The organism is Methanosarcina sp. A14 (genome assembly GCF_001729375.1).
Lineage (GTDB): Archaea > Halobacteriota > Methanosarcinia > Methanosarcinales > Methanosarcinaceae > Methanosarcina > Methanosarcina barkeri.
Genome location: NZ_LZPK01000243.1, coordinates 13,211 through 27,122, shown reverse-complemented (window position 1 = coordinate 27,122; position 13,912 = coordinate 13,211). Strand labels below are relative to the sequence as shown.

General features: G+C 37.8%; 10 protein-coding genes. All 10 read left to right on the top strand.

All coding sequences use genetic code 11. The features are described 5' to 3' along the window. Positions 1-323: PKD domain-containing protein (locus tag A9239_RS11810; protein WP_048120344.1), on the top strand; the 323-nt coding region annotated here is incomplete at its 5' end. A gap of 431 nt (positions 324-754) precedes the next feature. Beyond that, positions 755-2,452 (top strand): PKD domain-containing protein, encoded by a 1,698-nt coding sequence (locus A9239_RS11805; protein WP_083250219.1) that lies wholly within the window; start codon positions 755-757, stop codon positions 2,450-2,452. Between the two features lie 425 nt (positions 2,453-2,877). After that, entirely contained in the window at positions 2,878-4,560 is a 1,683-nt protein-coding gene (locus A9239_RS11800) for a PKD domain-containing protein (protein ID WP_052712648.1), read from the top strand. 1,086 nt (positions 4,561-5,646) lie between these two features. After that, on the top strand, positions 5,647-6,195 hold the full coding sequence (locus A9239_RS11795; protein WP_080941549.1) for a DUF531 domain-containing protein: 549 nt from the start codon (positions 5,647-5,649) through the stop codon (positions 6,193-6,195). Between the two features lie 301 nt (positions 6,196-6,496). Next, a complete protein-coding gene (locus A9239_RS20505) occupies positions 6,497-6,622 on the top strand; it encodes a hypothetical protein (protein ID WP_255361943.1) in 126 nt (41 codons plus the stop codon). Positions 6,623-6,654: 32 nt separating this feature from the next. Continuing rightward, entirely contained in the window at positions 6,655-6,813 is a 159-nt protein-coding gene (locus A9239_RS19545) for a hypothetical protein (protein WP_155396503.1), read from the top strand. A 42-nt stretch (positions 6,814-6,855) separates the two neighbouring features. Then, positions 6,856-8,037, top strand: coding sequence for a cysteine desulfurase (locus tag A9239_RS11785; protein WP_048120348.1), 1,182 nt, complete (start codon positions 6,856-6,858; stop codon positions 8,035-8,037). Between the two features lie 463 nt (positions 8,038-8,500). Further along, positions 8,501-9,310, top strand: a complete 810-nt coding sequence (locus A9239_RS11780; RefSeq protein WP_048120350.1) for a trans-aconitate 2-methyltransferase — start codon at positions 8,501-8,503, stop codon at positions 9,308-9,310. An 812-nt stretch (positions 9,311-10,122) separates the two neighbouring features. Beyond that, positions 10,123-11,748 (top strand): type II/IV secretion system ATPase subunit, encoded by a 1,626-nt coding sequence (locus A9239_RS11775; RefSeq protein WP_230628819.1) that lies wholly within the window; start codon positions 10,123-10,125, stop codon positions 11,746-11,748. 127 nt (positions 11,749-11,875) lie between these two features. Then, positions 11,876-13,858, top strand: coding sequence for a type II secretion system F family protein (locus tag A9239_RS11770; RefSeq protein WP_048120355.1), 1,983 nt, complete (start codon positions 11,876-11,878; stop codon positions 13,856-13,858). Positions 13,859-13,912 lie beyond the last annotated feature (54 nt).

Below are 13,912 nucleotides of genomic sequence, written 5' to 3'. Positions count from 1 at the left end.
GGATGTCACAGTATCTAAAAAATGAAATCGCAAAACCCGTTGCTGCATTTTCTGCATATTTTACCTCAGGAAAAGCACCATTAACTGTCGTCTTTACTGACAAAAGTGCAGGTTTACCAGAAAAGTGGAAATGGAGTTTTGGAGACGGAATAACTTCAAGAGAACAGAATCCAAAGCATCAGTATTCACAGGAAGGAAACTATAAGATTACACTTACGGTGACCAATGTTGCAGGCAGCAGTACCGTAACAAAAACAAATTACATAAAAGTGACAACAAATACAAAACCAAGTATATACTCTGAAAGCAAAATAAATCCTTAAACCGAAAAACTGGATAAAAAATCAAGTCTAAAGCGTATGTATGATCATCAATCAGATCTGATAAAAAGGCGAAAGTAATCCTTTTGTCAGATTTGAATATTTTTTCACAATTTTCAATAACTGATCTTAAAATTCAGCTCTTTAGCTTTTTAAGCTAATTTGAAATGTTCTCCGTTCTATCCTTACTTTTTGCGTCAAGGCATCTAATATTAAAAAATCGTAAGTATTTTATATAGGGACTCTAAATTCATTTAAAGACAATTAAAACTAATTATGGTTTAATATAATATAATTTTTAATGTTTTCGGGTTGCTCATCAATGGTGGCCGGTTGCAAGCAGGATCAATGTTTAGTTTACCACTGCTCTATTTCGGCAATTCCTGAGAATAATAAGCACTAAAAGAAATGGAAAAGGGGAAGAAAAAGTGAAAATGAAAGAAAAAGAGTGTTCAATAGCTTTAGCTTTAACGTTTATAATTTTATTTTTGATTTTTGTTTCATCTACGGCATCGGCACTCCAAACCGAAACAGATCCTCCTAACTTCACCGTACCAGAAATCACAGGTGGAGCGGGAGACTCTTCCGATGACAAAGTTGTTTTAAATGAGTTATCTACAGAAGAAAACAATGTAACTACAGAATCTATACAAGCTGCCGCGCTTAAGATCACTGAAAAGCGTATCATCACCAGTGCAGCAGAGCAGTATTCCCCTGCTATCTATGGTAACAAAATTGCGTGGGAAGATACTCGTAATGGAGAAGCTAATGCCTATATGTACAATCTTTCTACGAAAAAGGAAACTCAGATACCTATTGATGCAGAAAGGACATGGTATCCTGCAATCTACGGTGACAAGATTGCCTGCATGGGTTATCGCGGTGAATACAACTATGAAAACTATGAAGATTGCGACATTTATACGTACGATATTTCCACTAATAAGGAAAAAAGGATAATTGACGACTCATTAGTTTACTCTGCTCCTGCAATATACGGGGACAGAATAGTGTGGGCAGATTATCGTCGAGATGGACTCTTTGAAATGAACGATATCTACATGTACAACTTATCTACTTCCAAGGAAACTCGGATCACTAATAGCGGATCTACAAACTGTCCTGATATCTACGGGAACAAGATAGTATGGTTAGACTGTCGCAATGGATATTCTGATGTCTACATGTACGATATATCTACTAAAAAGGAAACTCAAATTACTAACAATGAATCAAGTAAGAGGTTTCCTGCTATCTACGGTGACAGAATAGTATGGGTGGATTCTCGCAATGACGATGGAAACTACGATATATTCGATATATACATGTATAACTTATCCACTCGCAGAGAAACTCAGATAACCACTACTGGGTCAGTGGGAGAAGGTCTTGATATTTATGGGGACAGGATAGTGTGGACGGACTCTCGCAATGGAAACTGGGATATCTATGTGTACGATCTAGCCACTGGTCAGGAATGTCACACTACTGATAAATCAGATCAGTACGAGCCAGAGATCTATGGTGACAGGATAGTATGGACAGATATGCGCAATGGAAATGCTGATATCTATATGGGTATCCTTTCGAAAAGCTCTCCAGTTGCTGCATTTTCTGCAGCTCCAACTACAGGAAAAGCACCACTGAAGGTTAAGTTTACTGACACAAGTACTGGTTCCCCAACTTCTTGGAAATGGGACTTTGGAGATGGATCAAAGTCATACCTCCAGAATCCAACTCACAAGTATTCAAAGGCAGGAACATATACTGTAAACTTAACAGTAAAGAATGCTGCGGGCAGTAACACGGTAACAAAAACAGATTACATAGTAGTAGTCTCAAAACCTACTGCTGCATTTTCTGCAGAACCCACCGAAGGAAAAGCACCATTAACGGTTGCCTTTACTGATCAGAGTTTAGGAAACCCCACGAAATGGAAATGGAGTTTTGGAGACGGAACAATTTCAAGAGAACAGAATCCAGAACATCAGTATTCACAGGAAGGAAAATATAAGATTATACTTACAGTAAGCAATGCGGCAGGCAGCAGTACCGTAACAAAAACAAATTACATAAAAGTGACAACAAATACAAGACCAGGTATATACTCTGAAAGCAAAATAAATCCTTAAACCGAAAAACGGGATAAAAGATCGAGTCTAAAGGGTATATACAATCATCAATCAAATATGATAAAAAGGCGAAAGTAATCCTTTTGTCAGATTTGAGAATTCCTTTTTTACAATATTAAATAGCCGGTCTTAAAATTCAGCTCTTTAGTTTTTTAAGCTAACTTGAGGTGTTCTTCGCATTCTTCATACTTTTTAGGTCAATATATCTAATATTAAAAAATCCCAAGGTATTTTATACAGGATCTTAGCATTCATTTAATAACCATTCCAATTAGTTGGGGTTTTAAACAAGAAATTTTTGTATTTTTCAGTTTTTCTGGCAATGGTAGCCTATTGCAATCAAAATCGATGCTAGATATATCAATGCCTGGTTTCAGCAATTGTTTAGAACAGTAACACTAAAAAAATGGAAAAGAGGAAGAAAAATGAAAAAGAAAGAAAAAGCGTATTCAATAGCTTTAGCGTCAACATTTATTATATTTTTAATTTTGGTTTCATCTGCGACAGCGGCACCGATTAATGGAAGAGATCACAAATTCACCGTACCAGAAATCACCGGCAGATCAGGAGACTCTTCCAATGACACAGTTGCTTTAAATAAGTTATCTACAGAGGGAAATCTTACAACCCCAGAATCTATACAAGCTACCGCGTTAAAGCTCACTGAAACTCCAATCACCACCAATAAATTGGAACAGTGGGATCCTATTGTCTATAATAACAAGATAGTGTGGTATGATAATCGCAATGGAAACTGGGATATTTACATGTATGATCTCTCCACTAAAAAGGAAACTCAGATCACTACAAATGTATCAGATCAGTATAGCCCCTACATTTACGGTAACAGGATAGTGTGGGTAGATGAGCGAAATAGAAACCCTGAAGACATCAGTGGAAACTCTGATATATACATGTATGACCTTTCCACTAAAAAGGAAACTCAGATCACAAACAATGAAGGATATCTGTGGAGCTCCTCAATCTATGATGACAAGATGGTCTGGACAGCTTGTCCCTACGGCGACCTCTCCGATTTTTACGATATTTGCATGTACAACGTTTCCACCAAAAACGAAAAAATGATAACTGACAACGGATGCTCATATTATCCTGCAATCTACGGTAACAAAATAGTATGGGTAGACTATCGCAATGGCTATACTGATGTCTACATGTACGATATATCTACTAAAAAGGAAACTCAAATTACTAACAATGAATCAGAGAAGATGTGCCCTGCTATCTATGGTGACAAAATAGTGTGGATGGATTCCCGCAACGAAAACTGGGATATCTACATGTATAACCTTACCACTAAAAAGGAAACTCAGATCACCACCGGTCCATCAGATTCACTTTATCCTGCAATATACGGTGACAGAATCGTGTGGAATAATAATCGCAAAGGAAACTGGGATGTCTACGTGTATGATCTAGCCACTGGTCAGAAATGGCATACTACTGATAAATCAGATCAGTACTATCCTGCAATCTATGGTGACAGGATAGTATGGACAGATATGCGCAATGGAAATCCTGATATCTATATGGGTACTCTTTCGAAAAGTTCTCCGGTTGCTGCATTTTCTGCATCTCCAAATACAGGAAAAGCACCATTAAATGTTGCCTTTACCGATACAAGCACCGGCTCCCCAACTTCCTGGTTCTGGAACTTTGGAGACGGATCAAAGTCATTCCTCCAGAATCCGATCCACAAGTATTCAAAAGTAGGAAAATATACTGTTAGCTTAACGGTAAAGAACGCTGAGAGCAGTAACACTGTAACAAAGAAAGATTATATAAATGTAGTAACAAAGCCGGTTGCTGCATTTTCTGCATATCCAACTACAGGAAAAGCGCCATTAAATGTTGCCTTTACGGATAAAAGTACGGGAATACCGACTAAATGGAAATGGAGTTTTGGAGACGGAACAATTTCAAGAGAAAAGAATCCAAAACATCAGTATTCACAGGAAGGAAACTATAAGATTACACTTACGGTGACCAATGTTGCAGGCAGCAGTACCGTAACAAAAACAAATTACATAAAAGTGACAACAACCACAAGGCCGGGTATATATTCTAAAAGCAAAATAACTCCTTAAACCGAAAAATGAAATAAAAGATCAAGGTTAAAAGGATATGTATGATCATTGCTCAAATCTGATAAAAAGGAGAAAGTAGTTCTTTTGTCAGATTTGAGAATTATATTTTTACAATTTTTTAATAACTGATATTAGAATCTACTTATATTATATATTTTAAGCCAATCTGATATGTTTTCCGCTGTCTTCTCACTTTTTATACCAAGATACCTAATATAAAAAGATTTTAAAGTATTTTATAGGAGGACATGTTGTTTATATAATGACCATTGTAAATAGTTAGAATTTTAAGCAAGAAATTTTTGACATTTTTCAGTTTTTTAATAATGGTATAGCCAGTAGCATGTGAAATATTTAACTCTCTAAAAAATGAGCATATTATATTGAAAAATAAGTAAAAAGGTTAAGCATAAAAATAAGTGCAGAACTTAGACATGAATCTATACCGAAACTCACAATTTGATTTTTGAATCTCAGATTTGGAACAGTTAATTGAATGTATGATCATAGAAAAATGATCATGAAAATTCGTGAGTATTCAGAATAAAAAAGGTTTAGGATAGGTTCATAAAACTGATGCATAAAAAAGCGAAAACTATCATTAGAGGAGTTCCATAGCCTGATACGGTTTGATAAATTTAAATATGTAAAAAGTAAATATTATATATGAAATTTTTTAACATAGCTATTGGGACAACAAATCTGTTTCATAATAAATGTGAATACAGATATAGGTGCGCTGGGTATAAAGTTGATTCTTACACATGTACAAAAACATTGGATAAAAACTACTGTGGAATTTATAATTATTTTTTACAAGAAGCCTCTGAAATTTTAAATACAGAACTAGAATAGAATTATTCAGAGTTATTAGGTTACGCTGACAAACTTCTGTTTTTTGTTTTGCTGTGAATTAACTAGTAAAATATCAAACTGAAGAACAGGAGCTTTATCCCTTTTATCGTATTTGAAGGCCATTATTTTAAATGCAGTCTAAGTAACTGACTGTTCAAGGAATTATTAAAACCAAAAAACTTAAGAAAAATCACTAAAAGTTGACGAAACATTATTTTACGAAAAAGAATAATGAAGCACCTTATGCTCACCCTAGGGATAGTAAATACCTACGATAAAATCAAAGTTCTAGATGCTCATTATCGAGCAATAGCAAGAGCTGCTCCGATCTGCCATGCTTTTGGATTCCACCTTGCCCTTTACGATTTTCCTTTTAAGATGACCGCAGAAGAACTGGTAGCTTATGTGATGGAAAAAACCACAATAGGAGAATCGGGAAGTTATCTCAAAATCCTTTATGAAAAAAACTACCTGTCAGTATCCGATCTTCCAAAAAAAGGGTTCCCTTCCCAGTTTGGGGAAATCGTAATCACTACCTCAAAACCGGATCCCAAAAAACAGGTTCCACCCATAAAGATTGCAGAGGAAGCTCTTCGAAACCGTTCATTTCTATTTCTTGTAGGGCTCGGGCACAAAGGACTTCCAAAAGAGCTTTTCGAGAGAGGAAAATACCATCTTGACATTACCTGCAAAGGGCTTTCTCTTGAGACCTGCACTGCCATAGGGGCAATTCCTGCTCACCTTTCAGGGCTCATGGAAAATATTGAAACTAAAAAATAATCTAATTTTATAAATTTTAAAAATTATGAAAATTGTGAGTTCTTCCAATCGTTTGGTCAAAAAATTTAACTCAATTTCAAAAATTTAAAGTAGATCTAAAAGAAATTCCGGAACCAATATATATTACGATTGACAATTAATACTTGTTGTGGGTAAGAACAACGCTTGCTGCGCTGTTGTGGGGTTTTTAGCCCATAGGGAATAGAATTCTGGCCTGCTCTCAGGTTTTATCCAGAACGATTGAAAAGTTCTGAGCCTTATTGCAGGAGTTTGTCCACAGGGATTTGGAGAATGACTTTGATTGAGCTTCCCTGGAGGGACTGAGAATTCTAACCTGCATTCAATTGCCGCTCCCGAAAAGGCTTGGAATTTTAACCCGAATTGCAGGGCTCTCGTATCCACAAGGACTGCTATGACCCACATGTAAGCGCAGGTTTTGAAGAGACAGGAGGAAATTTTATGAGTGAATTAATGCACGAACAGAGAAAAAGAAAAGAATATAGACGTAAGCACCAGGAAAATGGTTATCATGCCGTTGTAAAAGGCTGCACCGACAACCTGGACTCAGATGAACTAGACCTTTACCGCTTTCTGATAGGCGGGGTGCAGGGTAAATAACCTGCAAAACCTTTTTTTATTTCTCGTTCCTAAAAAAGAAGCATGTACGACGTATATGCGGTCCGTGAAGATTTCCCTGTTCTTAAAGAAGTCGTGTACCTTGACAGTACAGCAACTACTCAGACTCCAATACCTGCAGTTGAAGCCATGGTCGAGTACTTTTACAGGTATGCTGGAAATCACGGGAGAGGAGCCCATCGTCTTGCCAGGGAGGCTACAAACCGCTATGAAGATGCAAGGGAAACCGTTGCGAATTTCCTGAACGCAGAGCCTTCAAAGACCATTCTTACGAAAAATACCACTGAAGGGATCAATCTTATCGCAAACAGTTACCCATGGGAAGCCGGAGACCATATCGTTACAACTGCACTTGAACACCATTCTAATCTCCTTCCTTGGCTGCGCCTGCAGAAAAAAGGGGTAAAAGTTACGATTGTAAATCCGGACAGTAAAGGAAAAATCGATGTCTCTTCGATAGAAAAAGCCTTTACTGAAAAAACTAGACTGGTGGCCATAAATCAGATATCAAATGTCTTCGGTTCCGTCCAAGATGTAAAAACCATTACTAAACTTGCCCATCGATACGGTATAAAAGTCCTGGTCGATGGGGCTCAATCTGCAGGACATATGCCGGTCAGCCTTAAAGATCTGAACTGTGATTTTTTTGCAACTGCCGGACATAAAGGCCTGCTTGGGCCGCAGGGTACTGGCGTCCTCTATATCAAAGAACCGGATGTTCTCGATAGCGCCTCAGTGGGAGGAGGTACGGTTTCGGATGTTGAGGGACATACTTACGTTCTTGAACCTTCTCCTGCCTGTTTTGAAGCCGGCACTCCGAATATTCCTGGAGTTATAGGCTTAGGAAGAGCCGTCGAATATGTAGAAAAAATAGGGGTGCCGGAAATTGAGGCACATGAAATAAAGTTGTCCAGAGAAACTGCAAAAAGGCTTTCCGAACTCGAGCATGTAGAAGTATATGGGCCTGAAGACCGGGCAGGGATAGTGCCGTTTAATGTAAAAGGACTTCATGCTCACGATGTTGCTCTAATCCTTGACCAGACAAGGAAAATCTGTGTCAGGAGTGGACATCACTGTGCAATCCCAACTATTCGCTTCCTAAATGTAGACAGCACCGTAAGAGCTTCCTTTGCATTATATAATACCGAAGAAGAAGTGGATATACTGGTAAATGCAGTTGCAGGGCTTAAAGCACTCGTTTCTTAAATTCCCGCGTCTCATCATCCTGGTTCCGTCGCTCGAGTCTCGTCACCCGAGTACCGTCTCGGGAGGACGGAGCCCTTTTCGCTCGACACTTCGCTCAAGAGGGCTGAATTGTAGTGATATGGTTTAAATCAATACACAATTTTCAAGATGGCTACTCTTCATGAAAACTTCTCGGAGAGTCTCAAAAACCATTCAACAAGGAAATCGTTCAAGTTTATTTTTCCTATGATCTATAATTGAAATTGATGAATCTAATATACCGTTGCTTGAATTTGTATACCAGTGAATTTGATTTGGGAATTATAATAAACTTGTATGCGTTTGGAGTGCAAAATCAGGTATGACAAACATTAATGTAAATATATGTTTTAGATAGTTGAAGGGTAAAAGCATACCGATTTCTCGGTTCAACCGCGTAAGTCCTAAATAATATCAAAACTCATTGAGAAAAGTGATTAAAACTATGTCAGAAGTTAATTTTAATTCCAAGGCTTTTACATATGCAGATAATGCATTGGTTCAAAAGTCAGCCTCTGAAGTTCTCTTGAATTTATTATCAATTCAACCTGAAGAAGATGTACTTGATATAGGCTGTGGGCCAGGTCATATCACAAAAAAAATCGCAGAAATTACTAAAGGATCTGTACAGGGGATCGATGTTTCTCAAGGTATGATAGAACAGGCAGTAAGCTCCAACAAAGATCTTCCCAACTTAAAATATTCTGTCATGGATGCTGAAAATCTTGAGCTAAATACAAAATTTGATGTTATTGTGTGTAACTCGTGTTTTCAGTGGTTTCAAAAGCCAGAACAAGTATTAATGCGTTGTTTTAATGTGCTTAAGGAAGGAGGTAGAATAGGGGTACAGGCTCCAGCTACTCAATCTTATTGCCCTAACTTTATTTCAGCAATAGAAAAAATCCGTATGCATCCATGTACACGAGATGTATTTAATCACTTTAAAAGCCCGTGGTTTTTCTTTGACAGCAAGGATGAATATGAGCAACTTTTTAGAAATCATGGATTTGATATAATTTATAGCGAACTTCGTGAAGAGTCAAATCTCTTTTCTGTTGAACAGGCGTATAAAATATATCAATCAGGAGCCGAAAACGGTTACTTGAACCAATCTTTTTACACCGTAACTTTGACGGATAATTACATTAGTACTTTTCGTGAATTAGTTAAAGAAGCTCTTCAAGAACAGGCAGATAATTCAGGAATGATTAACTTAAAGTTTGAAAGAATCTATTTAGTTGCTAAAAAACAATGAATTTCCAGCCTTCTAATCCTTGCATGCTTACGTGACTGGGTTGCGTCTCTAAGTTATTGAACCGGAATTCTGAACGTAAATAATTCCTTTAAACTCCACATGTGATCAGTTATTTTTTTCATTCACTGATGGAGTTTTTTGAAACCATTTTCTCTTTTCATAGAGTCTATCCAAAAAGCCACTTTACTCTTAATTATAGGGAATTCTCAGAATTATTTTCATGATCATCAGATTGATTGATTATTCAAAATAAAAGGTATAAGAGGCAAATTTCAAGTTTTGGGATGAACTCATAGTCAATTTTCAGGAATCATATCCAAGTCCGTAGAATTTTTTTCTGAGGAATGTCAAGTCCAAAAAATGCTGTATCTCTGGTTTCACTAAAGTAATGCTTGCAGGTTTTACATTTAAGAAGTTCATAGTTATTTTTACCGCATCTTTCTTTAAGGACTATATCCCTTGGATTTTCATTCCATAATCAGGACAATCTTTATTAAATCCCCATACTTATGAGAAAATCTATTTCGGAAACTCAAGGACACGAACAATTTCTAAATTGGAAGCAAACTTATTAAACTTTTTTAAATAAACACGCAAGCAGTTTTCTCGTGAAAATGGTTTAGAATCAAGAAAAACAGCATACTGCGTTAGGAGATTTTGATTCGGATACCTTACCGTTTACCAGGGTTCATATTAAACATATAAAGTTTTTATAAGATGTTTATCTTATATGACCTAAGAAGAAACCTGAAGGCGAGAGTTTGAATGATGTAAAAGAAACGCTAGCGAAGAATAAGTTTATTTCGGGGTTATTGAGAAAAAAAAGTAACTACAACTCCATAGCTGAGGTTGTAAAAAAGGCTAGAGGCTACTTTGATAAGCCTTTGAGGACTCTACCAGCTTATGACCCGGAAAAAGAAGGACCTCTTGTAGATTTTATAGTGCCTGACGGGTTAAAAGAACTCGAAAGATACTGGCTTCAGGAACCTTACACTTTTGTATCAATTCTGGAAGACCGTAGATCAACATATTACAGGCTTATTGAACCTTCTCTTACTAAATTTGAAAAAGAACTGCTTGCAAGAATTTATGAAGATTTTCAAGATATCCTGATTCTTGGGTCTACGCATTCCAGATCTGAAAAGGATGCGTTTCTCGTAGATAGAGCCCTTTTTCTTCTTGAACGTTATAAAGCTGACATTTCGAAAGCCACACTTCTAAAAATTATGTATTATCTTAGAAGAAACCTGCTAGGCTACGAGAAAATCGATCCTCTCTTTTATGATCCTTATATAGAGGATATTTCATGTGATGGGGTGAGAGTCCCTCTCTATGTTTATCATAACAGATATCTCAATGTTGAATGTAATATTACTTTTGAAGAAGAGGAACTTGATGCCCTTGTAATCAAGATGTGCCAGTTGAACAATAAACACATTTCTGTAAGCCAGCCAATCGTGGATGCAACAATCCAGGATGGTTCAAGACTTCAAGCTGTTTTAGGAAGAGAGATTACTCCCAGAGGCAGTTCTTTTACTATTCGTAAGTTCAGAAAAGATCCAATGACTCCTATAGACCTGCTTGGCTATAAGACGTGTGACCTTGATATGCTTGTATATTTCTGGATGGTTATCGAAAACGGCCACAACATGCTTTTTGCAGGGGGAACAGCGTCAGGAAAAACGTCTATACTGAACGCTACATCCCTGTTCATGCCTTCTACAACGAAGATAGTCTCGATCGAAGATACAAGGGAACTTTTACTCTACCATAATAACTGGGTTTCCGGGGTTGCAAGAGAGGGGTTTGCTGCAGACTCTTCGGGAGAAATTACCATGTACGACCTTTTGAGAGCAGCTCTCAGACAGCGTCCAGATTATATTATTGTGGGTGAAGTGAGAGGCAGTGAAGCTCTTACTCTTTTCCAGGCAATGTCAACAGGACATGCAACAAGCTCAACAATGCACGCAGGAGATGTACAGACCGTTGTAAACAGGCTCACCCACGAGCCAATAAACGTGCCTCATGTTATGCTGCAGTCTCTTAATGTGCTCTGTATTCAGGAGCAAGTGTACATAGAAGAAAAAAGAGTTAGACGAACCCGCAGTCTTGTAGAAGTCCTGAATGTCGATCCTGAAACAGGAGATCTGGGTATAAATGAGCTTTTCAACTGGGAACCTTTAGAAGACTGCTTCATTAAGGTAGGGGATTCTCATATTTTACAGGAAATTATGACTGTAAGAGGATGGAATACCAGTCATTTGATAAACGAGATGGAGAATCGGAGAACAATTTTGGCTTATATGTATGAAAAAAGCATAAGGAACTATGTTCAGGTGTCCATTGTAGTTCAGGCATACCAGACTCATCCAAAGATGGTTATGGAAGCTATAGAAAACGATACTCTAGAGAGTATGATACAGAGTATGGCTGCTTAAGAGCAAGCCTTTTAAAAAAAGGCTTGAGCGAAAACTCCAGTAACGATATAGTCGGCGTGATCAACCAGCACAACGGTTGCAGCTTAACGGTTGCCGTACAGGAATATGGTTGTTTAAGAGGGGGAATATGACTTATACTATTCTGGATGAACTAGCATACCGATTTTATGGGGACTTCTTCTATAAAAATAAAGCATATTTTCAGGATTTAAAGGTAAAAATACGTCATTCTCATATCTCTATGTCAGTAGACCAATATCTGGCTTCTACCTTCATGTACTCTGTAATTTTAGGAATTGCTGCAGGACTCTTTGGCTTATGGCTGGGACTAAAAATCTTTGGGAATCCGGTTTCCCGACTTAGCCTTTTTGTAGACCCTGAACGTGCCGACATTGCAGGCGAATATGTATATCCTCTTGCGCTTCTAGTTGGCCTTATACTGTTTCTTGTAAGTTTTTTTACCGTATTTCTCGTAGCATATATCTATCCTTATTTTCAAGCAAATAACCGGCAAGCTTCTATCGATAAATCCATGCTTCCGGCAATAACTTACATGTATGCCCTGACAAAAGGAGGCATGTCAATCTATGACGTTTTCCGGTCTTTGAGCAGGTACAGCTATATATTTGGGGCAACGGCGGAAGAAATCTCCTATGTTGTAAGAGATATGGACTATCTGGGAAAGGATTTCATAACTTCGCTTAAAATTGCCAAGGAACGCACTCCTTCTGAAATTTTCAAAGACTTCGTTGATGGGTTGATTATTGTTTCAAGCAGCGGAACCATAACCGAATATATCAAAAATAAGTCCGAGCAATATCAGGGTCTAGCCGAGATGGCGAATAGAAACCTGTTACAGAGACTTGATGTACTTGCCGAAATCTACGTGACAGCCCTTGTTGCAGGCCCTCTTTTTGTAATGGTAACCCTTGTTGTGCTACAGTTTTTCCGCCCGGCTTCAGCTCAGATCCTTTACATGCTTATTTATGTAATATTACCTCTTGCAACCCTGTTTTATTTGGTACTTCTCGATACTGTGGGAGAACTCTCCATTGATCCGAAAAAAGGTGATGTTCGCAGTTTTACAATAAACCTTTCCGATATCCAAGAAATTGACTCAGGGCTTACTGAAGAGGTGGAACAAAAAAGGAAAAAGACGTACATGCTGTACAGGGGGTTTTATAAGCTCAGAGACATGGTGCTTAACCCTTACAGGACTATCCTGAATGAGCCAAGATACACGTTTTTCTTCGGAGTTCCGCTTGGATTGTACTATCTTACCCAACTTCCGAGAAGACTTAGAAACAGCCTCTTTTCTAGTTATCATCACCTGAGTATAAGTTTTGACCATGTCTCTGACAGTGCTATAAAGCTAGTTACTGCTGTCGATGATTATTTTGTTATCTTTATTGTTGTTGCCCTGATTCCTTTTATAATTTTTTATGAAATAAAGGCGTGGCGAATGCGCAAAATTGATGAGAAAATGCCCGATTTTTTGAAAAGCCTTTCCAGCATGAATGAATCGGGGATTATGCTTGCAAACTCCTTAAAAATAATAGCCGACTCCAAAATGGGAATTCTCAGTAAAGAACTTAAAAAGTTAAAGGAAGACCTTTCATGGGGCACTTCCACCTCTAAAGCTCTTATGAACCTTGAGAACAGCATCAAAACGCCTTCTTCAAGCCGGATTCTCCACATTCTCGTAAAAGCAAATGAGTCTACAAGTGACCTTAAAAACGTACTATCGATTACTGCTAAACAGGCTAGAAATGATGAGGATATGAAAAAAGAGCGCTCATCAGCAATGATAGTCTACGTTATTACAATCTATGTAGCCTTTTTCGTTTTCCTGTTCATAGTTTATATCCTTGCTACTAACTTCTTTCCACAAACGGCTTCTTTTTCCACCTCTTCACAGGGAATGGGTGGAGTCAGCGGATATTTTAATGTAGAAGAGTACAGTATGCTCATGTTCCACTCTGCCCTGGTACAGGCTTTCACTTCCGGGATTGTTGCCGGGAAGATGGGGAAGGGCTCGGCGTATCTGGGCCTGAAGTACAGCGTAAGCATGATAATAATAACTTACGTGGCTTTCACCATGTTTGTTTGATTTATGTAGAGAAGTTGGGGGATATATCCAAAAAGCCCTCAATTTTATTCTCTA